Annotated in this window: 18 protein-coding genes; 13 read left to right on the top strand and 5 right to left on the bottom strand. The window is 50.6% G+C overall.

The genetic code is table 11. From position 1 onward, the window contains the following. Nucleotides 1–150: 150 nt before the first annotated feature. From EZJ44_RS02155 to miaA, 9 genes are all read left to right on the top strand, one after another. A complete protein-coding gene (locus EZJ44_RS02155) occupies nt 151–2,871 on the top strand; it encodes an FtsK/SpoIIIE family DNA translocase (protein WP_241658553.1) in 2,721 nt (906 codons plus the stop codon). A 109-nt stretch (nt 2,872–2,980) separates the two neighbouring features. After that, nucleotides 2,981–3,580 carry a CDP-diacylglycerol--glycerol-3-phosphate 3-phosphatidyltransferase gene (pgsA, locus tag EZJ44_RS02160; RefSeq protein WP_131279686.1) on the top strand — a complete coding sequence of 200 codons (600 nt, stop codon included), beginning with the start codon at nt 2,981–2,983 and terminating at the stop codon, nt 3,578–3,580. Then, entirely contained in the window at nt 3,567–4,151 is a 585-nt protein-coding gene (locus EZJ44_RS02165) for a CinA family protein (RefSeq protein WP_241658554.1), read from the top strand. The genes pgsA and EZJ44_RS02165 overlap by 14 nt, the downstream gene beginning before the upstream one ends. A gap of 119 nt (nt 4,152–4,270) precedes the next feature. Next, nucleotides 4,271–4,639: a helix-turn-helix domain-containing protein gene (locus tag EZJ44_RS02170; RefSeq protein WP_131279688.1), complete on the top strand. Its 369-nt coding sequence runs from the start codon at nt 4,271–4,273 to the stop codon at nt 4,637–4,639. Beyond that, on the top strand, nt 4,639–4,896 hold the full coding sequence (locus EZJ44_RS02175) for a DUF3046 domain-containing protein (protein WP_131279690.1): 258 nt from the start codon (nt 4,639–4,641) through the stop codon (nt 4,894–4,896). The genes EZJ44_RS02170 and EZJ44_RS02175 overlap by 1 nt, the downstream gene beginning before the upstream one ends. 346 nt (nt 4,897–5,242) lie before the next feature. After that, complete coding sequence (gene recA / locus EZJ44_RS02180; RefSeq protein ID WP_131279692.1) at nt 5,243–6,277, top strand: recombinase RecA; 1,035 nt, start codon at nt 5,243–5,245, stop codon at nt 6,275–6,277. A gap of 4 nt (nt 6,278–6,281) precedes the next feature. Beyond that, nucleotides 6,282–6,875: a regulatory protein RecX gene (locus EZJ44_RS02185; RefSeq protein WP_131279694.1), complete on the top strand. Its 594-nt coding sequence runs from the start codon at nt 6,282–6,284 to the stop codon at nt 6,873–6,875. A gap of 72 nt (nt 6,876–6,947) precedes the next feature. Further along, the gene (gene miaB, locus EZJ44_RS02190; RefSeq protein ID WP_131279696.1) at nt 6,948–8,498 is read left to right on the top strand and encodes a tRNA (N6-isopentenyl adenosine(37)-C2)-methylthiotransferase MiaB; all 1,551 of its coding nucleotides are present in this window, start codon (nt 6,948–6,950) and stop codon (nt 8,496–8,498) included. A gap of 15 nt (nt 8,499–8,513) precedes the next feature. Further along, entirely contained in the window at nt 8,514–9,479 is a 966-nt protein-coding gene (gene miaA / locus EZJ44_RS02195) for a tRNA (adenosine(37)-N6)-dimethylallyltransferase MiaA (protein ID WP_131279698.1), read from the top strand. 184 nt (nt 9,480–9,663) lie between these two features. On the opposite strand, the gene EZJ44_RS02200 is transcribed toward miaA, so the two are convergent. Continuing rightward, entirely contained in the window at nt 9,664–10,296 is a 633-nt protein-coding gene (locus EZJ44_RS02200) for a class I SAM-dependent methyltransferase (RefSeq protein ID WP_131279701.1), read from the bottom strand. Nucleotides 10,297–10,433: 137 nt separating this feature from the next. Between EZJ44_RS02200 and hflX the strand changes: the two genes are divergently transcribed. Both hflX and EZJ44_RS02210 read left to right on the top strand, forming a co-directional pair. Beyond that, complete coding sequence (gene hflX / locus EZJ44_RS02205) at nt 10,434–11,912, top strand: GTPase HflX (protein WP_241658576.1); 1,479 nt, start codon at nt 10,434–10,436, stop codon at nt 11,910–11,912. 7 nt (nt 11,913–11,919) lie between these two features. Further along, nucleotides 11,920–13,899, top strand: coding sequence for an ATP-dependent DNA helicase (locus EZJ44_RS02210; RefSeq protein ID WP_241658555.1), 1,980 nt, complete (start codon nt 11,920–11,922; stop codon nt 13,897–13,899). A 10-nt stretch (nt 13,900–13,909) separates the two neighbouring features. Here the strand turns inward: EZJ44_RS02210 and lexA are convergent, their stop codons facing one another. Then, entirely contained in the window at nt 13,910–14,653 is a 744-nt protein-coding gene (gene lexA / locus EZJ44_RS02215) for a transcriptional repressor LexA (protein WP_131279705.1), read from the bottom strand. A 295-nt stretch (nt 14,654–14,948) separates the two neighbouring features. Between lexA and EZJ44_RS02220 the strand changes: the two genes are divergently transcribed. After that, the gene (locus EZJ44_RS02220; RefSeq protein ID WP_131279707.1) at nt 14,949–15,734 is read left to right on the top strand and encodes a hypothetical protein; all 786 of its coding nucleotides are present in this window, start codon (nt 14,949–14,951) and stop codon (nt 15,732–15,734) included. A gap of 48 nt (nt 15,735–15,782) precedes the next feature. Then, the gene (gene nrdR, locus EZJ44_RS02225) at nt 15,783–16,238 is read left to right on the top strand and encodes a transcriptional regulator NrdR (RefSeq protein ID WP_131279709.1); all 456 of its coding nucleotides are present in this window, start codon (nt 15,783–15,785) and stop codon (nt 16,236–16,238) included. Nucleotides 16,239–16,267: 29 nt separating this feature from the next. Here nrdR and EZJ44_RS02230 read toward each other — a convergent pair whose 3' ends face one another. From EZJ44_RS02230 to EZJ44_RS02240, 3 genes are all read right to left on the bottom strand, one after another. Beyond that, the gene (locus EZJ44_RS02230) at nt 16,268–18,382 is read right to left on the bottom strand and encodes an AMP-binding protein (RefSeq protein ID WP_131279711.1); all 2,115 of its coding nucleotides are present in this window, start codon (nt 18,380–18,382) and stop codon (nt 16,268–16,270) included. 111 nt (nt 18,383–18,493) lie between these two features. Continuing rightward, nucleotides 18,494–19,702, bottom strand: a complete 1,209-nt coding sequence (gene serA / locus EZJ44_RS02235) for a phosphoglycerate dehydrogenase (RefSeq protein ID WP_131279713.1) — start codon at nt 19,700–19,702, stop codon at nt 18,494–18,496. Between the two features lie 191 nt (nt 19,703–19,893). After that, on the bottom strand, nt 19,894–22,158 hold the full coding sequence (locus EZJ44_RS02240) for a HelD family protein (RefSeq protein WP_131279715.1): 2,265 nt from the start codon (nt 22,156–22,158) through the stop codon (nt 19,894–19,896). Nucleotides 22,159–22,243 lie beyond the last annotated feature (85 nt).

A 22,243-nucleotide genomic window follows, 5' to 3' on the forward strand; every position in this document is an offset into this window, starting at 1 on the left:
GCACGCTTTAGGGCGCGGTTCGATTGGTGTGACATCATTTAAACTTGAGCTTTTCGGCGTGGTGATCGGGCAAGCTTTTTTGGCAGGACATAGGCTGTAGAGTAGTTATGCCCGTATAGGCATATGCAGCAACCTACCCAAGGAGTTGAATTGGCTCGGCAAAACAACAGGCAATCTCGCGATAACGACGGCGGACGCAAGCGTGGAAGCGCTGCTCCGGCTGTGTCGTCAAGCGCCTCGAAACAAGAGGAATTGGACTTTGACGCTCCGCGTTCCCATGATGGATTTGCCATTGTTTTGATTGGTCTTGCAATTGTTATTGCCTTGCGGGAATGGTTTACCCTCGACGGTCTGCTCCTAGATGTTTTACATCATGTAGTTGCAGGTCTGTTGGGAATCTTGGCGGTTTTCGTTCCAGTTATCCTCATTGGAATGGCCGTGAAGCTGTTTAGACGTGCGACATCGAGAAATAACCGTCGTTTTTCGCTTGCCCTGGGGCTTATTGTTGTCGCCATATCAGGGATTGTGCATATCGCCTTTGATCGGCCAGATCCGACGGTTTCTTTCGCAGCGATTGAAAGTGCTGGTGGTTTGCTCGGCTGGGTCATCGGAGGCGGATTAGCGATTCTGGTTTCGACGTGGGGAGCTGTACCAATACTTGTGTTGCTTGCGCTCTATTCGATGCTCTATGCAACCGAAACTTCGGTGCGAGATGTTATCGATTGGGCAAAGGCGAAGCGCACTGAGCGAGATGCTGAGATTGATGAAAAAAACTCGAATCACAACGAGGAAGAGTCTGAAGTTGTGCAATCTCCGCAGCTTCGTCGGCCGCGCCGTGGACGTCGGGCAGCTGCTGAAGCTGAGCCGGTTGATGTTCAAAGTCTAGACGACGCCGCAGAAGACGCTGATCCAACTGTGGTGCAAACGCCTGATCCTACCGTTGTTGCTACGGCGGTTCCGCAGGTTAATGCTGCTGCTACGGGACGTGTTTCACCGGCGCCTGTGAAAAAGGAGTTGCGTGCTCCAAAGCCTGAACCAGTTCCGGCACCGGCCGAGCAAATGGAGTTGGCGTCAAATATTACCTACACGCTTCCTTCGTTGGACATGCTGGTAGAAGGACCACCACATCTTGAGCGGTCAAAAGTCAATGATGATGTGGTAGAAGCATTAACGCGAGTCTTTTCAGAATTCAATGTTGATGCGCAGGTGGTCGGATTCTCACGTGGTCCAACGGTTACTCAATATGAGGTCGAACTCGGACCTGGCGTTAAAGTTGATCGCATCACGCAACTTTCGAAGAATATCGCCTACTCGGTGGCCTCTGCTGATGTGCGTATTTTGTCGCCAATTCCGGGAAAATCGGCAATCGGTATTGAAATTCCTAATTCAGACCGCGAAACTGTTATGATTGGCGACGTATTGCGCTCTGCTGCTGCGCGCAAACAGACGCACCCGCTCGTCGTCGGAATTGGCAAGAACGTTGGCGGTCAATACGTGGTGGCCAATCTTGCTAAGATGCCGCATTTGCTGGTTGCAGGTGCGACGGGCGCTGGAAAATCTTCCTTTATCAATTCCATGATTACTTCGATCATGATGCGCTCCACACCGGATCAGGTGCGCATGATTTTGGTCGATCCAAAACGCGTTGAGCTCACGATTTACGCTGGAATTCCGCACCTTATTACGCCAATTATCACGAACCCAAAGAAGGCTGCTGAAGCACTTGAATGGGTAGTTCGGGAGATGGATGCGCGCTACGACGATCTAGCGTCGTATGGCTATAAGAATATTAGCGATTTCAACCAGGCGATTCGTGACGGGAAAGTGACCTCTAAAGAGGGATCGGAGCGCAAGCTCACTCCGTATCCGTATTTGCTTGTGGTGATTGACGAGTTGGCCGATATGATGATGGTTGCGCCGCGCGATGTGGAATCATCGATTCAGCGGTTGACGCAGCTAGCACGTGCAGCGGGAATCCATCTGGTTATCGCTACGCAGCGACCTTCGGTGGACGTTGTGACAGGTTTGATCAAAGCTAATATTCCATCGCGTCTCGCTTTTATGACCTCCTCCTTGGCTGATTCACGAGTTATTTTGGATGCCTCGGGAGCTGAAAAATTGATCGGTATGGGCGATGCGCTCTTTATGCCGATGGGTACTTCGAAGCCAATTCGTGTGCAGGGTGCTTGGGTAAATGAGGACGAAATCGAAGCGGTGGTAAGCCATGTCAAAGCCCAAATGCAACCTGTTTATCGTGACGACGTGATTCCAAAGGCTCAAAAGAAAAAGATCGATGAAGAGATCGGCGACGATCTCGAAACACTCTTGCAAGCTGCGGAAATCGTGGTTAACACGCAATTTGGTTCTACGTCAATGTTGCAGCGCAAATTGCGCATTGGCTTTGCAAAAGCTGGGCGTATGATGGATCTGCTTGAGTCGCGAGAGATCGTGGGGCCATCGGAAGGATCGAAAGCGCGAGATGTTTTAGTCACGCCTGAGCAGCTTCCAGATGTTTTGGCGCTTATCAAGGGTGAAGACGTCCAGTTACATGACTCTGATGACGCGGGGGATTCGGAGGATCGCTATGCAGACGCTGATTTTGGTGACGTGGATGTAGCTCGAGAAGCGGATACAGAAGTGAAACCATTTAGTGCTGGTCATGCCGGTATCGATGTGGTTGAGGAAGCGCCTGCGGCGGACGACGAGTGGGATTCTGAAGCGTCACGTACGGTGGTGTACCAAACGGATAGTCGCTATGCTTCTGATCCTTTGGCTGAAAATGAGAAAACTATAGTAGCGAATTATTACGACGGCGACGATCCCGAAGGGGAATCCGGAGAGGATGCGTGGCAACTGACTGGGCGCAGATAATGTGGGTTCAGGTAGTACCCAAATCTGCGCGCAATTGAATGCGCTGCAATTATCTACCTGTTCCTATGTGACGTTAAGCGATAATTAGACTAACCTTGTAGATGTGGTAATGAAGCAAAACAATAATGTTCCGGTGGTGAATATTGCGAATGCACTGACCGTAGTGCGGCTGGTGCTCGTGCCTGTGTTCATTTTTGTGTTTTTGCAAGATTCTACTTACCATCGATGGCTTGCTTATATTGTTTTTGCCGTCGCCGCAATTACCGACAAACTTGATGGGTACTACGCTCGCTCTCGCAATCTAGTTACGGATTTTGGGAAGTTAGCTGATTCGATCGCGGATAAGGCTCTTATTATTTCAGCCTTGATTTTGCTGTCGTGGCATGGGTATTTGTGGTGGTGGGTCACCATAGTATTTATCGTCCGTGAACTTGGCATCACATTGATGCGTATGATGATGCGAAAAATTAAAGTGATGGCAGCAGGTCAAGGCGGAAAAATTAAGATGGTTGCGCAGTCCTTCGGCATTGCTGGTTTGCTCATCCCGTGGCAAAGCATTGCTTTCATAGAAGGACCAATCGCGCAAACACTGATCTATATTAGCTACGCATTGCTTGCTATTGCTTTAGTTTTTGCGGTCACTTCCGCAATCGAATACGTGCAGGAAGCGGTGCGGCTCTCGCGTAGTGGCAACGATGATGCACGCTAAACGTATTGTTTTGCCACAGCTGGATGCGCTACTGGGGCAATGCGACGACTCCGATCAGAGCAATTCCTCATTGCAGTGTGAAATCGAAAAGTCAGCTCAGCAGCTTTTGGGCGAGCTTCTGCGCAGTTCGACGACACTCGCGGTTGCCGAGTCACTCACAGGTGGACGGCTTGCAGACGCGTTTGTGTGTGTGCCCGGTGCTTCGGCAGTATTTTTGGGTTCTGCTGTTACCTATGCAAGTGCAGCAAAAGCTCGGATTCTGGGGGTCGATGCAGAACTGTTGGCTAGTAACGGTGCAGTGGATCCAGCTGTAGCGGTACAGATGGCTCGAGGTGCGAGCCGCATTTTCCGGTCAGATTTTGCAATAGCGACGACGGGGGTTGCTGGGCCGGGTGTAGCCGAGGGTAAGCCGGCGGGCACCGTATACGTAGGAGTAAAAACTCCTGTTAGGGAAATGTATTGGCAAGGGCAGCTTACAGGTGACCGTTCATATGTGAGGAACGTCACTGTACTGGTAGGACTTAGGGCTTTAATGGCGGAATTGCAAGGAAATAGTAAATTTTCGGAGTGAATCAAGTTCCATTCACAGGTTACTTTCAGCTTGATGTGGGAATATTGATTCTGTCAGCGCGTTACAGAAAGTGTGAAGCGAGATATTCTCGCGTAGCGAATCTAGGAAGAGTGAACGAAATGACAATGAATTCTGAAGTACGTAACGAGACGGCACTGCTTCGTCGCGAACTGGGTGATGTTTTGCGTGAGTACCGTCAGCGTCAAGGTCGCACCCTCCGTGAGGTTTCCTCGGATGCTCGTGTTTCTCTTGGTTATCTTTCGGAAGTAGAGCGTGGACAGAAGGAAGCTTCTTCGGAATTGTTGGATTCGATTTGTCATGCCCTCAACGTGCCATTGAGTCATGTATTGCGCCTAGTTGCTGACCGGGTTGATAGGATAGAAGGTCGTATTCCTCCGGTAATGCGTCGTGCGCAAGCTCCTATCCAGATTCCAGATTCGGTGCCAGAGTCGATGGTGGCTGCTGAGCTCGCTGCGATGCGCGGCTGATGAAACATACTGAATTTTGGGCAGTGCTTGATCGTGCATTTCCTGACGGTCGCGGACGTGCTCTTGCTCAAGACTTGGTGTTGGTGGATCTCGGAAATTTGACCGCTCAAGAGGCTTTGACTGCCGGAGTCGCGCCAATCGAGATTTGGAAAGCAATCGTTGCTGCGATGGATCTGCCTCAATCGCATGTCTATTTGCATAGGGTTGATCCTAAGGATCTGGCAAAGTGGCAAGTTAGCGTTACGCCGACTCGATAAATGTGAACTTTTGTGCGGAGAGTGTTACGACACTCTCCGCACTTTTGTGTTTAGCTCAGTGATTTATCGCGTTTCGGTTACTGTCTGTGAAACGCCAGTGTGGGGTGATTTGTGACGGAAGGCGTTGAACTTGTTGAGGATTTGAGCGTGTCGAATTTCTTTCGAACGAATGTTCGGATACGCTTTTCCTGTACTTCGGAAATCGTGCATGTTTTCCACAATTGGAAGCGGCAACGATTTTTGGCAGGAGGTCGGGCTTAACGTAGTACATGGAAAGTCGTTCGGAGAGAACGAACTCCATAAAGACCTGTTCTATCCGTTCGTAATGCCTAGTAAAAGGAAAATCATGGCTGCAAAGAAAACTGAAGATCGCTCGAAAGCTCTAGAAGTCGCTTTAGGGCAGATTGATCGCCAATTTGGAAAAGGCTCGGCAATGCGGTTGGGTGATACACCTCCGCAGCAAGTAAAAGTAATTCCTACTGGCTCTCTGGCACTTGATATTGCGCTAGGTATTGGCGGACTTCCACGTGGTCGCATCATCGAAATCTATGGTCCTGAATCCTCAGGAAAAACAACTGTTGCCCTTCACGCTGTGGCAAGCGCGCAACGTGAAGGAGGAATTGCGGCCTTTATCGACGCTGAACACGCACTTGACCCAGAGTATGCGAAAAAGCTTGGCGTAGATACCGATGCATTGGTGGTATCACAGCCGGATACAGGTGAACAAGCGCTAGAGATCGCCGATATGCTTATTCGCTCCGGTGCGCTCGACATTATTGTGATTGACTCTGTAGCTGCACTAGTTCCGAAAGCAGAAATCGAAGGTGAGATGGGAGATTCTCATGTTGGTCTGCAAGCTCGATTGATGTCTCAAGCCCTGCGTAAGATCACTGGTGCGCTCTCCGCTTCTGGCACCACTGCTATCTTCATTAACCAGCTTCGTGAAAAAATTGGCGTATTCTACGGCAACCCTGAAACCACAACTGGTGGTAAAGCGCTGAAATTCTATTCTTCTGTTCGTCTCGATGTGCGTCGAGTTGAAACACTCAAAGAAGGTTCTAATCCGGTCGGAAACCGCACCCGCGTCAAGGTTGTTAAAAATAAGATGGCTCCGCCTTTCAAGCAAGCAGAATTCGATATTCTATACGGTCAAGGAATCTCCATTGAAGGTGGAATTATCGATATGGCTGTTGACGCTGGCATTGTTCGCCGATCAGGAGCTTGGTACACCTATGAAGGAGATCAGCTCGGACAAGGTAAGGAAAAGGCGAGGCAGTTCCTCAAAGATAATCCTGAGATTGCTGAAGAAATTGAAATCAAGGTAAAGAGCCAGCTAGGGCTTGGCGCAGAAGCTGATTCACTTCCGGAAGCTGACGAATAAGATCATGGTGGATTATGCCGAAGAGGCAGATTTCGTGCGGGGAAAGCGCCGAAAGAAAAGGCTTTCCCCGCACGAAATAAATGAACGACGTCAAGCTCGAAATGCGGCTCGTACTGAGGACGAATGGTACGCGTTGGCGCGAGATGTGGTCTACCGGCAACTTGCGATGTCTGACCGGTCGGAAAAGCAACTTCGTGATGCATTAGCTCGGCGCGATGTGCCAGAGGCAATCAGTGAAGCTACCATCAAAAAATTTCGCGATTCTGGACTCATTGATGATTCGAAATATGCCTTAGCATTTGTGCGTCTGCGTGCAGTTGAAAAAAGCACATCGCGAAGAAAACTTCGAGAAGAACTGCGTAATCGTGGTATATCTGGACAGCTGGCTGAACAGGCATTGGCACAGGTTACAGATACAGATGAATACAATAGTGCAGTAGAACTTGTGCGCAAAAAGATGCGTGCGAGTGCGCGCCTTGAGCCAGATGTAGCCAGACGGCGCATTTACGGAGCCCTGGCACGGCGTGGATTTTCGTCCGAAACAATTCGAAAAGCGATGGAATGTGCACACACCGATGCAGAAAGCGACTATCTCTAAGTGAAGTAGTGCGCTGTATATCTCGTGCATGAAATCGCTATCTTTGTTATATCTGCATTAGAATTTACGGCGATGAGTGAACTGATGATCGAACAAGAACTTCCGAAAACTTATGCACTTCGCACTTTGGGTTGCCAAATGAATGTGCACGACTCCGAAAGGCTGGCTGGTCTTTTGGATCAAGCCGGCTATGTCCCGGTAGAACTAGTGCCGCAAAAGGCAGCTCGGGCTACCGAAGCCGGAGATCAAGGTGCTGACGTGTTGGTTATCAATACCTGTTCAGTGCGTGAAAACGCTGCTACAAAACTATTTGGAAACCTTGGACAATTGGCTGAGGTGAAACGTGACCGCCCACAGATGCAAATTGCAGTTGCAGGATGTCTTGCGCAACAATTGCGAGATGGCATCGTTGAGAAGGCTCCTTGGGTGGATGTAGTTCTTGGCACTCATAACCTTGATGTTCTACCTGTATTGCTTGAACGCGCCCGTCATAATAAAGAAGCTGCGGTTGAAATTGAAGAATCCTTGAAGGTTTTTCCTTCAACCTTGCCAACGCACCGTGAATCTGCGTCGGCTGCTTGGGTGTCTATTTCGGTTGGATGCAACAATACGTGCACTTTCTGCATTGTTCCACACCTGAGAGGAAAGGAAAACGACCGGCGACCAGGTGAAATCTTGGCGGAAATTGAAGCAGTTGTGGCGGAGGGTGCCATTGAGGTTACTCTCCTAGGACAAAATGTGAATTCCTACGGAGTGAGCTTTGGTGACCGCGGTGCATTTGCCAAACTCCTCAGGGCAACAGGTGATATTGATGGCCTACAACGCGTGCGTTTCACCTCACCGCATCCAGCTGCTTTCACTGATGACGTTATTGATGCTATGGCACAAACTCATAATGTGATGCCATCGCTGCATATGCCGCTACAATCGGGATCTGATCGAATCTTGCGACTCATGCGGCGCTCGTATCGATCAACGAAGTTCCTTGGCATTCTCGATCGTGTGCGGGAACAGATTCCGCATGCCGCAATTACCACCGATATTATTGTGGGCTTCCCAGGTGAAACAGAAGAAGACTTCCAAGCTACTTTAGATGTGGTTGAGGCATCGCGATTTAGTTCTGCTTTCACATTCTTGTATTCTCCACGCCCAGGCACACCGGCAGCGGAAATGGACGAACAAGTCCCTGCCGAAGTGGCCAATGAACGATTCCAGCGCCTGATCGAGCTGCAGAAACGTATTTCGACGGAGGAGAATCAGAAGCTTGAAGGTAGCACTGTCAATGTTCTGGTTTCGAGTGGAGAAGGTCGCAAAGACGAGGAAACATCACGTATCACTGGAAGAGCGGAAGACAATCGCCTCGTGCACGTAGCATTGCCGAAGAATCTAGCGGTTCCGCCGCGCCCAGGCGACATCGTATCTGCCACTGTTACCCACGGCGCACCATTCCATCTGGTTGCTGATTCAGCCTTGGACGGGGGACTATTCACGGTTACCAAGACACGCGCTGGCGATGCATGGGAAAAATCCGAACAGCGAAAAGAAGAGTTGCTACAAGAAGCTGCTGGTCAAGCTCCTGTGAAGCTTGGTATTCCCACTATTGGATTGCGCCCGCAGAAATGAGAGCTTGAGCAGATCGTGAGCTTAGAAGTTGAAACGCCGACCACACCAATTATCGCGGTAGTTGGTGCAACGTCCAGCGGAAAGACACTTCTGTCTATTGAAATTGCTCAAGCTCTTGGCGGAAGCGAATTTGCTGAGATAATTTCGGCCGATGCGATGCAGCTGTATCGCGGTATGGATGTTGGTACTGCCAAAATTTCGGTGCCCGAACGCTGCGGGATCGTGCACCATCAACTCGATGTACTCGATATTTGTGAGGAAGCGTCCGTAGCGGCGTATCAAAAATACGCTCGTATGGATTTGGAAAACGTACGACGACGGGGCAAGGTACCGATCGTCGTCGGCGGATCGGGACTCTACGTCTCTGGGCTATTAGACGAACTTAATTTCCCAGGAACCGATCCAAAGATACGTGCTGAACTTGAGGAACGTGCGAAGAATCAGGGTATGGATGCGCTGATTTCTGAACTTGCGAAGCTTGATCCGAAATCTGCGCAGATTATTGATCTAGCAAATCCACGGCGTGTGATACGTGCATTGGAAGTAGTGCTGCTTACCGGGAAGTCATATACGCCTGAGTTTCCTCGCCATACGCGCCATTTTTCGAATACTCATTTTGTGGGGATCGATGTTCCAAAAGAGATTCTCAATGAGCGCATCGAACGTCGCGTGCACGAAATGTTCGCAAATGGCTTGGTAGATGAGACGAAACAGTTGATGGAACAAGGCTTAGCTACCTCGCCGACGGCAGGGAAAGCGACTGGTTATGCGCAAACCATCGATTTTCTACTCGGTAAGATTTCACAAGAACAAGCAATCGCAGATATTGCCTTCGGTACTCGTCGTCTCGCGAAAAAGCAGCGGACGTGGTTTGGGGCAGATCCACGGATTGAGTGGCATAAAGTTGCTGGTGAATCGGTAAACGAAGCGAAATCGCAGCTCCGAGAACTTGGCAAAAAGATTGCAGAACAGATTGTGTGAATGATCCATTCTCCACTTGGCGTGTCGCAAAATAGTGCCACAAGAAGCAACGCTACAAGTAACACAGTATTGCGGAGGAAGTAGCCATATCCAGAGCGAATGTAGCAACAAAGAGAACACAGGCGCACCCGTAGTCGGAATATGCGGGCAAAGGATCCCAGAGGCTTGCGGCCAGAACACGCGCCTATTCAGCGTCGATGAAAGAACGTCGGATTTCGAATACGCGAAATCCCTTCGCTGAGCCCACTTTCTGAACTGTATAACCCTGTTCGGTGATCCAGCGCGCTAAGGAATCAGCACCGAGATTTTTCTGCACCACGATATAGGCGACTCCATCACTGCTGAGCAGAGCAAACCAATTAGATAGCAGCTGATGGAGTTCTGCCTTTCCTATCCGGATCGGGGGATTAGACCACAGCAGGTCAATTGTGCGACCTTCTTGGCGCAGTCTAGAAAGTGCTGCTGTGGATTCTTCAATAGTCACGTTACTGAGCTGCGCTTGATCTGCATTTTCACGTGCAAGATTCATGGATCGTTCATTAACATCGACGCCGAGCACGGTTGAGTGTGGCGCCTCGGAAGCCAAAGCCAAGGTGATTGGCCCCCAGCCACAACCGAGATCAACGGCAAGAGAATGGGGCCCCAAATCTGGCTGTGGCACTTTGGAAAGGAAGACAGCGCTACCTTTGTCTAAACCATGAGCGGAGAACACGCCGTCTTGCGTGCGAATTTGGTAATTCCTGCCACGGATTGCCAGATCAAACTGGTGATCGTTTCCAGCTGTGCTTGGCTGCGTCGAAAAATAATGATCGTTCACTCCATCAGGATACCGTGAGCTCAGGCGAAGCGACGGAAAAGATTGACATTAGACGTCTCACAACGAGAAAAACTGTGGGTCAATGTTAAAACTGCCATAAACATGAGAGAATAGAGAGGAGAGAATGGAGCTACATCATTAACACAAATCCGAGCGAAAACACTGGTCGTTCCTTAGAACTAGACTCGCACAAAGGTACAGCGCTACAAGCAGATCCGGCTTATAACGGCTCATGGGCAGGTGACGAATTTGAACGCGGCGTTCGAAGTTCATTAAAGCGAGTAGTAGATGTTGCTTCAGAGCGAGAAGAGCTCGTTGATATCGAATATCGGCAACTCCGCCTTGAGAAAGTTGTGCTCGCTGGTTTGTGGATGGACGGAACTCTCGAAGCCGCCGAAGATTCGTTACGAGAACTCGCAGCGTTAGCTGAAACTGCTGGTTCGGAAGTGATGGACGGTCTTATACAACATCGTCAGCTACCTGATCCTGCTACATTCTTAGGTTCCGGAAAAGCGAAAGAGCTTGGCGAAATTGTGGCAAATACCGGCGCAGACACCGTGATTGTAGATTCGGAGCTTGCCCCTTCTCAGCGCCGAGCTTTGGAAGATATTGTGAAAGTCAAAGTCATTGATCGTACCGCTTTGATTCTTGATATTTTTGCTCAGCATGCTAAGTCTCGAGAAGGAAAAGCCCAAGTTGAACTGGCGCAACTTGAATACCTCTTGCCGCGTCTGCGCGGTTGGGGTGAATCGATGTCGCGGCAGGCGGGTGGTCGAGTAGCTGGTGGTGCTGGAATTGGCTCGCGTGGACCAGGTGAAACAAAAATCGAGCTTGATCGACGTCGAATCCGCACTAGGATGGCAAAACTGCGCAAAGATATTGCGAATATGCGTCCGGGGCGAGAAACTCGACGCAGCACGCGGCGTCGTAATAAGGTTCCTGCAGTTGTGGTTGTGGGGTACACGAATGCTGGAAAATCCTCGCTGATGAACGTATTGACGGACGCTCGGGTGCTGGTAGAAAACGCATTGTTTGCCACTCTGGATCCAACTGTTCGCCGTACACAGACGAGCGATGGCCGGGAATTTACATTAACGGATACTGTCGGTTTTGTGCGTTCGCTTCCTACCCAGCTGGTGGAGGCATTTCGGTCTACTTTGGAGGAAGTGGCACAAGCTGATCTGATCTTGCACGTTGTGGATGCCTCGCATAGTGATCCGCGCGGACAAGTCCAAGCGGTCCATGACGTATTGCGTGACGTTGAGGGAGCCTTAGATTTGCCCGAATTGATCGTTTTGTCGAAGAGCGATCTTGCCGACGACGTAGCGATCGCAACTTTGCGCTCGCAGTTTCCGCAATCAGTTGCGATTAGTTCGGTGACTGGCGAAGGCATTGATGAACTCAAAGTGCGGATTGAAGAAATGCTCCCACGGCCTGCGATTCATATTGACGCAGTAATTCCTTATACGCGTGGCGATTTGGTCTCACAGATTCACGCCGATGGTGAGATTCTCAATGAAGAATTTACTGCCGATGGTACGCGGATTGTAGCGCGTATTACCGACGAAATAGCTGCTCATATTCAAGCAGCGGGAATTGAATTGAAGCGGGCGTAGTATAGCGGTGGCGAGGATAACGAGTTTGTCGCCTGTGGACGATGCAGGTGATGTTGGCGTTGAAGAGGTGTTGCACGCCGTCGTCGAAAAAATTGGTGGACATCCACGCACTGGGCAGATCACGATGGTGGAGGAAGTCTCCCAAGCGCTCAAGCAAAGCGAACACCTCATGGTGCAAGCAGGAACGGGGACCGGAAAGTCATTCGGGTATCTTATTCCTGCGTTTATGCAGGCAGTACAAGCTAACGAGAAAACTATTATTTCTACCGCAACCCTGGCTTTGCAACGCCAGATTATGCGCTACGACGCTCCGCTAATCTCTGATGTTGTGCATGAGCTCACCGGTGTTCGACCGCGTGTGGCGCTTCTTAAAGGGTGGAATAACTACGTGTGCTTGCGAAAGGCGGCGGGAGGATACCCCGAAGAAGGAGCACTTATCTCGCGCGCTGAAGGTGAATACGGTGCGAGTGCCACGGGCGAAGAGGTTGTGCGCGCTCGAGAGTGGGCGATGGTCACAGAATCTGGTGATCGTGACGATTTAGTACCCGGCGTCAGTGATCGGGCTTGGGCACAGGTTTCACTGCCGAAACGGGAGTGCATCGGGGAATCGTGTCCTGTTCGCGGGTCGTGTTTTGCGTATATCGCCCGCAATGATGCCGACGACGCCGACATCGTCGTCACCAATCACGCGATGTTGGGCGTGCAAGCGAGTCAAACGCCTGTGCTGCCCTCGGTAGATGCGTATATCATCGACGAAGCACACGATTTGGTGGAAAGGGTAACGTCGCAGCTCACTAGCACTTTGTCGCGATTTGACGTGAGTTCTATCGCGAGAATGATGCGCCAAAATGGCCTTGACGACGCCGATCTCGATAGTAGTGCCGAAGAATTCGACGAGGCCTTATCGGAGATTCCTGCGGGACGAATTCAGGAAATTCCCGAAGTGTTCTCTGATGCTATTGCCCGATTGCTAGGGAAAATACAGACTGCTGAGGAAAATCTGTCCGAGCTGAGCTCCAAAGATGAAGCTCAAGCCACCGCGAAACAGATTTTGCGCGCACGATTGCAAGAACTGTCTGAGGTCTCCCAAAATATTCTGGGCGACGGAGTCTTAGCGGGTACTTTGGTTGCTTGGAAATCGGAGTTTGGCGAGGCGAGAAGCGCCTTCCATTTGGCACCCTTGGATGTTTCTCGATCGATTGCTTCTTCGCTATTTGATGAAAATCCAGTGGTATTGACATCTGCTACTTTGAAATTGGGTACTTCCTTCGACGCCATGGCAAACCGCGTCGGTTTCTCTTTGGGAGGCAGCAGTTCGTGGCGAGGGGTCGACGTCGGAAGCCCTTTTTCTCCACAGACACAAGGCGTTCTTTACGTAGCGGCACATTTGCCTGTCCCTGGTAAACAGGGATACGGTGAGGAACAGTTGGCTGAGATAGTAGATCTGGTTGAAGCATCACACGGCGGTGCATTGGGGCTTTTCACGTCGCGTGCAGCTGCCGAACGTGCGGCACAGTATGTGCGTGAACGTACTGGACTTCCAATTTTGTGCCAAGGAGATGATCAGCTATCGACTTTGGTGGAGGCATTTTCAACTGACGATTCAGCCTCTTTGTTTGGCACTCTCTCGCTGTGGCAAGGGGTTGATGTTCCAGGCCATACCAGTCGTTTAGTGATAATCGACCGAATTCCGTTCCCGCGTCCAGATGATCCGCTTGCACAGGCGCGTTCGGAAGCTATTTCTCGGAGCGGGGGAAATGGTTTTATGTCGGTTGCTGCCACTCAAGCAGCATTGTTGCTTGCGCAAGGAGCAGGAAGACTTCTACGTCGGATCGATGATCGAGGCGTTGTTGCAGTGCTAGATCCTCGCCTGAAAACAGCACGTTATGCAGGATTCTTGCTTGAATCAATGCCAGGTATGTGGCGAACACTCGACAAAGACGTAGTGTGTGGAGTGTTAGAGCGAAACGCACACTCTGACGAATGACCTTGGCTGATCACAAAGCGCGCAAAACGCTTACAACCTTGCCAACGATTTGTGCGTCGTCTCCTGGAATTGGTGCGTAGTCAGCGTTTCGGGGGAGTAGCCACACGTGTCCATCTCGCTTTTGAAATACCTTGACTGTTGCTTCGCCGTCAATAACGGCGGCTACAATCTCACCGTTTTCAGCAACTGGCTGGCGTCGAACAACAACCCAATCGCCGTCACAGATTGCGGCATCAATCATGGAGTCGCCACTTACCAAGAGCATGAACAGATCTCCAGTGCCGGTGAGCTGTCGAGGTAACGGGAATACCTCCTCAACCTGCTGCTCGGCGAGGATTGGCGCGCCGGCGGCGATCCTACCAACAAGTGGAACATGGACGGCGGCATCAACGTCAACGTGAGATTCGGCGTCTGGAACGGCAACTATAGCGCCTTTAACCGCAGTATCGGACGTGATACCGGTGACTGAGGTGCTGGGTTCTGAATCATTCTCCGTGAGAGAACGTGCATTGCGCATATAAGAATCGCCAAGTTCGGTAATTTCGATTGTGCGTGAACGGCGTGGATCGCGTGCAATGAGCCCAAGTTTTTCAATCAAATCCAGTTGGTATTTCACTGACGATGTTGAGGCGAGACCGACGGCGTCGCACAGCTCACGAACTGTGGGAGGGTAGCCGTGGGCGTTTATCCCATCCCAAATATTTTCAAAAATATCGCGCTGGCGTTCTGTTAGGTAAATATGTGAAGAATTCATTTTCACTCCTGTTGTCAGCACTGCGAATTCTACTTTTGACAAGAAATTCTCCTGTAGAAGTGGAAAAGACGCATCGATTTTTGAGTATATTTCTGGGTTCGTATCCTTTGCCAACGAGCCGGCCACGAATTTTGGCGGGAGGCTCTTGTTAGCTTTCTAAGTACAAGGGTAATCGGAAATCAACGAGAGATCAAACATTTGTTCGGAATTTTCGAACGCGTGTTCTGGACATTGCATCAAAAGTGTATTAGTCTGTAGAACAGATGTTCGACGAACACTTGTTCGAGGAGGAAAAATGTCAGCAATAAAGGCGCATTCGGTTGTTAACGTGTCGGCGCAAATAGCTGTGCCAGAGCGCAGTGAGCGGTCGGCAACGGCAAATCGTCAGGCTCGTGCAACACGCACTGTACAGCGCGCTGCGGGTATGTCTGATCAACAGAGTTCTCGGCTTAAGTCTCGTCCACAATTGTCGGTGGTACGTTCGCCGCAGTCTCATGCAGTTTCAGCTAAAGGCTCGGCACTTCGTACGAATGCGAGCGTGGAAGAACATGGCGTGGTTCGCCCAGATCGTCCGCGCTCATCGGGTGGAGCTGTGGTCTATGCAGTTCCAAGTCCCTATTCGGCAGCCGAGCTAAGTGACGAGCAGGGCACGTGGACTGAAGTTCTTCCTCATAAACAACAAGCTGTGCGCTGTGCTCAAGTTGTTCGTACGTATAAAGCGCAACGTTCAGCAGGTCCTAGCTCGCGCCGTATGCGTGGTGTAACGTCATTGGATGGAGTGCGTCTTTCCGGTTCAACAATCGGCGCAAGCTCGGCAGGTATCCAGTTGAAATCAAGGCAGGAAACACCTGTGACAGGGGCTCGAACGCAGTTTGATGCTCAATCGGCAGTGTACGGAGAACAATATTTGAGAATCTTTGCTCTTTTCGTTTTGTTCCTCGGCATTTTTACTGCGGCAATAGTTGGAACCGGTGTAATAAACGGAAGTTTATTTGCACAAGGTGAAGGGCATGTGTCGGTTAGTCAGGTTTCGGTTCGTGGGGATACTGCTCATAGTAATGAGATGAAATTAGATCTCTAAGTAGCTATGTGACTTGCCTTTGATAGCGAATAGAACTATTTTAGGCGTATGCACTGCCCATTTTGTAGACATCCAGATTCCAGGGTTATTGATACTCGTACTAGCGACGATGGTTTCACCATTCGTCGTAGACGGGAATGCCTTGAGTGTAAGCGGCGATTTTCTACGACAGAGACGGCATCCTTAACGGTGATCAAGCGCTCGGGTGCAAGTGAACCTTTTAGTCGAGAAAAGATCATGTCGGGAGTGGGGAAAGCTTGTCAAGGGCGTCCAGTTACCGAGGATCAACTAGCGGTTCTAGCTCAACAGGTTGAAGAGACTGTGAGGCAAAACGGGGTTTCCCAAATAGAAGCACACGATATTGGGCTTGCTATTTTGGAGCCACTACGTGAGCTTGATCAAATTGCCTACCTGCGATTTGCTTCCGTCTACTCTAGTTTCGACACACTTGAAGATTTTGAGCGAGCAATTGGTGAATTGCGCCAAGAATCGGCTTCAAAATAGCTAAGATTTTATCTTCTCGTGCTCAATATCTACTTAGCGTCTTTCGCGTCGTTGATAGGATGCTCTTTCTCTGCCTTTGTGCTTTGCGTTGCATTGGACGTTGTAGCTTCAGCAGCGGGTTCATTTCCGTCTTCGGCAACAGGCTTATCGTCACCGCTCTCAGTTTCTTGATCTTCTGAAGGCTTGGACGTAGTGAGCTGAGCGATCCACGTCTTGAAATTCTCAACCGTAATCCCATTGCTCTCAGCAAATGATCGCATCTCCTCGGTAGTGGGAGTATGCTCATTTACCCATGTCTTTAAGCGGTCGAGCTGAGCGCTATTGGCTTCACTCCAAGCCTTAAGTTGTTCTTGAGTAGCTCCGCTTAGTGAGTGTATCGACTGAAGATATGAATCGAAGCGCGCGCTTGCTGCAGACGATGCGTCTGAGAGTTTTTGGCGCCACTGGCCAGAAGAAAGCTCAAAATGTTGGAGTTGCTCTTTTACATTTTTTCGCATGACCTTGCCAAGCTGGGAGCGGGGCAGATCATCAAAGATAGCGATTGATTTTGGCATAGCGTAGTGTGACAGCTTGCCTTCGGTCCAACGTCGCACTGCTTCTAGATCAACCTTAGCTCCTGGTTCTAGCACCAAAGCGGCAACTACCGATTCTCCAAATGAATCAGCTGGCATGCCTACTACCGCCACATCAACAACGCCAGGCATATCGCGAACTGCAGATTCAACTTCTGAGGGGTAAACATTGAAACCACCGTTGATAATCAGCTCTTTCTTTCGATCCGCCATAACTAGGAAGCCATCATCCCAGCGTGCAAGGTCGCCGGTGCGAAGCCAGCCATTCCACATGACGTTGGCGGTTTCTTCCGGATTATTGTGGTACCCAGCAAATACCTGTGGTCCGCGCACGAGGATTTCTCCAACTTCACCGTCTGCTACCTGTTTATCAGGGTCTTCAGGATCAACGATCATCACCTCTGTGGATGGGAATGGAAGCCCCAAGGTTGATGGACGGCGTTGCTCAGAATACGGCGATCCGGCAATAACTGGGCTGGCTTCACTCATGCCGTAACCTTCGATCATGAATCCACCAGTAGTATCTTCCCAGCGTTTAGCAAGCTCAGGGGCTAGTGGCATCGCACCGCTTACCGAAAATCGAATCGACCGCAAATCAACTTCTGGTCGCTTTTCGATAGCCTTGAGGATTTTGTCGAACATTGGGGGCACGCCACCAAAGAATGTGATCGGATGCCTCGAATGAGCTGCCAAGAGGATATCAACGTCAAAACTTGGTGTCATGACCTGCGTAGCTGCCATGCTTACGCACACTGACAGTGACAATTGCAGACCAAAAGCATGGAAGAATGGCAGTACAGCGGCTACGGTTTCTTCACCGCGCTTGAAATCGGTGAGCCAGTACTCGACTTGGCGGGCATTCGACACTATATTCCGGTGGCTCAGCTGCACCGCTTTAGGGCTTCCAGTGGTGCCTCCGGTCTGAATCAGCACAGCTATATCGTCTAATTCAGGACCTTTCAAAGATCCCAGATTCATCGGTGCTGCATGAGAAACCTGGTTGTCCCACGAATGGACACCAGGCGGGACTTTACCGCGCAATTTTGCTCGCTGCGTCTTGGCTGCTTTGAGTGGAAGCTTGAGAAGGAACTGGGATTTACGAGGCAAAGCTCTGGTAATGTCAACGGCCAAATAGGTAAACCCGTGAAGAGACGTGTTCTCAGTCAGTTTTTCAATTGTTTGTTCCCACGCGATCACGATTCGTGCGCCGTTAGATTTGAGCTGTTCAAGCAGTTGTGCTGGGGGAGCGAGTGGATTGTGCTCAGAAACAGTAGCGCCTAGGTACGTGGCTGCATAAAAGGCGATGTAATGCTGTGGGCAATTTGGCAAGATGAGGGAGACGACGTCGCCGCGTCTTACACCGCACATTGTGAGCACTGTGGCAGCTCGTTTTACCTGCTCAAGAATATCAACATAGGTAAATTCGCGACCAAGAAAGTCAATAGCTACCCGGTGTGGGAAATCCGCTACAGCAGCATCAAGTGCTTTCTCAAGAGTGTCGTTGACAGGGACGATATTTCGTTTCACGCCGTCGCTGTAATGCGAAAAAGCTTGTTCTTGAGCTGAGTTCACGATGGTATCTCCGTACTGATAAAACGAGAAGGTCCGTTATTGTATTCAAATATTATAGAGCCTCCACCGCATGTGTACAGCGAGGAGTGATCCCTTAGTTGGGACTAAACTTTAGCCCTTTCGTAACACTCGAAGGCGAACATGCATAGGTGATTGCTGAAGCTCTGCTAAGACTAATTCAGGAACGTCAGTTGCTGAGTCAGTAACCATATAACCATATTCTCCCTTTGTTGCGAGAGATTGATACGTGATATTCGCACCTGCGTCCGCGAATAGCTGATTTACGCGTGCCAGTGCACCCGGCGTGTTGCGGTGTACCCACGCGACGCGGTAAAGAGAGTCGTCTGACGGAGAAGAAGCCAAATTGGGCAGATTGACAGACATGTCCGTTTCGCCCTTGCGAATATAGCTCATCAATTTCGTGGAGACGAATTGTCCGATTGACTCCTGAGCTTCCAAGGTAGAACCACCGATATGTGGCGTGAGGATTACATTAGGGAATTGCGCCAAGCATGATTCGAAATGTTCGCCATTTGCGTTCGGCTCTTCTGGGAAGACGTCGATGCCGGCGCCCGCAATCGTACCGTCAAGGAGCTTTTCCCGCAAAGCTTCTAAGTCCACAATGTGCCCACGCGAAAGATTGATAAATACGGCACCGCGCTTCATTTTGTCGAACATCGCCCGCGAAAAAAAGTTGGTATTCGAGGCGCGACCGTCGATATGGAGGCTCACCACATCCGACTCTGCTAGCAGCGCATCTAGTGTTGGCGAACGTCGTGCGTTTCCGAGTGCGAGCTTTTCAGCAATGTCATAGAAGACGACGTTCATGCCAATCGCTTCTGCAACCACCGATAGCTGCGAACCGATTGAACCATATCCGATAATGCCCAGCGTTTTGCCGCGGACCTCATGCGAGCCAGCAGCAGATTTCTCCCATACGCCACGATGCAGGGCATTATTCTTCTGCGGAATTTGCCGAGTCAATGCGATGAGCTCACCGATAACCATCTCAACTACTGAACGAGTATTGGAATATGGTGCATTAAAAACCCCTATTCCACGTTCGCTTGCTGCGCGAAGATCAATTTGATTCGTGCCGATACAAAATGCGCCAATCGCCGTCAGCGACGGCGCAGCGTCAAGAACTCGCTTCGTAACAAAGGTTTTGGAACGCAAGCCAAGCACATCCACGCCGTCAAGCGCAGCAATGAGCTCATCTTCGTCAAGCGCACCTGATATTCTGCGAATCTCGCAGCCATGCTTGTGGAAGATTTCGTCGGCGGAGGTGTGTGGGTTCTCGAGTAGCAGTATTCTAGTCACCCTTCTACTGTGTGGTGTAAAAGGTCATTTTTCAAATACATACCATGATACGGAACAACATCGGCACAAATATTCCGATTGCCAAAAACCAATGTGTATCTGAGAATATTAATCCAGCTTATTCTGCACGCGCGATTGCATACACAAATAAAATGCACTCTCGAAACTGCCGCTGCGGCTGATAGAGCAAACTACTCTTCGGCGTCGTTCTCCGTTGAAAGGCAGAACAGGGCGGAGGTAGCGCGGGTCATTGCAACGTATAAGTCGCCTGGTCCATCAGCCAAAATCTCTTTCGGCTCAACGAGTATCACCACATCGTATTCCAGACCTTTTGCAATGCGTGCATCCACGATTTGAATGCGACGGTTCTGCCCAGCAGCATCAATATCAATCATTTCAGGTGGAATCTTCCCTGATTTGAGCAGAATCTCGCCCACATCCGCGCGCCGAGCGAGTGGAGTAATGACCGCAATCGTTCCTAAACCAGTGCCGAATTTTTCATCGAGCTTTCGAGATTCTTCTGCGATTGTGGAAACCAAAACAGATGAAAACTCCCGCTCTGGCGCTGAAATTTCAATATAAGAATTGGGAAGATCACGGGCTGCTCTGACCTGCCGAACCGGATGCCCTGCCGCCGCCATAGCTTTCGTGGCTTGATTCAAAATGGTAGCTGGCGTGCGGTAACTGATCGTCAGCATAGCGACCCGGTGGTTCTCTGCAAGTTTTCCAAGAGCAGCGGGCCAACCGCCGTCGGGAGCTCCTGCCGGACGCTGGTCGAGATCTCCCACGATAGTCATAGATCGGCTGGGGTTGCGGCGAGCAAGCATACGCCACTGCATGGGCGACAACTCTTGAGCTTCGTCCACCACGATATGTCCAAACGTCCAGGAGCGGTCGCGCGCAGCGCGCTCTGCGAGCGTGCCGAACGTGTCCGACGTACCCCAGCGCTGTGCCATATGCTCGGCATTTACAATGCCAGAGCCCAGATCTAGCGTAGACATCGTATGCTCAACATATTGGGAGAGATTGCGGTCTTGCAATTGGGCATCGTCGCGCTTTCTGCGCTGTTCGTCGGTTAAAAATTCGCCGAGATGTTCCGCAAATTCATCCAGAATCGGGATATCTGCAGGTGTAAAACCAGAGCCTGGCAGACGGCGTAGCAGCCCACGTTCACGCGTCGTAAGCTCGGGAGCGAGCTGTTCAAGGAGCTGTGGCCACTTGAGAATGTGTTCCAAGATCCACTGTGGAGACGCTGGCAGCCAGTGCAGATTGATTATGCGGCGCGCATCAGGATCAGAGGCGACGTCGGTCACGAGCCAGTCGCTGTCGGTCACCGTGGTGTGTTGTGCCGCGGCAAGTTGCTCGGCAAGTGTATTGACAAGATATTTAGCGTAGATATCGCGAGCTTCATTATGCGGTTTTCCGCTTCGATGAGCTTTTTGCTGGGCGGTGTGTACGTCCTTGGGCGTGATCTGGAGTTTCTTGCCCGAAATGACAACAGTTGTGGGGCGTTCCAATGGGCGTTGTAGAATCTGACGCACTGCGCGCTCAACAATTTTCGCCCAGATGAGCCGCCCTTTTATCTCCGCAATGTCTTCAGTTTCCTCCTCAGTTGCCCGCACGAATGGAAGGAGATCTTCAATGGTTGTGGACACGACGTCGGATTCGCCTAGGGATGGCAACACCTGATCGATATACCGCAAGAAGGAGTGCGAGGGCCCTACAATGAGCACACCCGAATGGCTCAAGCGCTCACGGTGGGTGTAAAGCAGGTATGCTGCGCGATGGAGCGCCACCGCCGTCTTTCCGGTACCTGGACCTCCCTGCACCACGAGCACACCTTTGGCCGAAGAACGGATGATCTGGTCTTGCTCGGCTTGGATGGTTGCCACAATATCGCCCATTTTGCCGTCGCGCGCTTTACTCATTGCGGCAAAAAGGGCACCTTCGCCGGTGAGATTAAGATCAGAATCGTGCGAAGAATCTGCGGATAAGAGTTCGTCTTCGACGTTCGTAACGTCTCGGAATCGCAACTGAATATGGCGACGCCGCACGACGTCGCCCGGTTGTGCAGCAGTGGCCTGATAGAACGGTTCGGACTGCGGAGCGCGCCAATCAGTGAGGATAATCTGCTGGTTTTCGTCGCGTAAGGTGAGGCGTCCGATATGAGTTACTTTTTCGGGCTTTGAATCGAGTCGGCCGAGCACGAGTCGATTCTCGACGTTGCGCAGTTTAGTGAGATTTTCTTCGTAATGTGCGGCGAAGGAATCGCGTTCACTGCGCGCGCCAGGGGTGCCAGTGCCTCCTTGGGAACGCACCTTTTTTAGCTGAGCAGTGTAGTATTCACGCTGCTCATCGAGAGCAATAAAGGCACGATCAACGAATCTTTGCTCCTCTGAAATTGCGCGGGTGAGCGCGCTATTTTCTGTACTATCAGAGTGTGATTCGTGTGTCATGCGTACTCCTTACACGAATTGCACGAAAAATGTAGCCAAACAATTATCCACCATTTAGATAAGTAATGCCATTTGGGGTGAAGCT

Source organism: Arcanobacterium bovis (assembly GCF_004331995.1).
Classification (GTDB): domain Bacteria; phylum Actinomycetota; class Actinomycetes; order Actinomycetales; family Actinomycetaceae; genus Arcanobacterium_A; species Arcanobacterium_A bovis.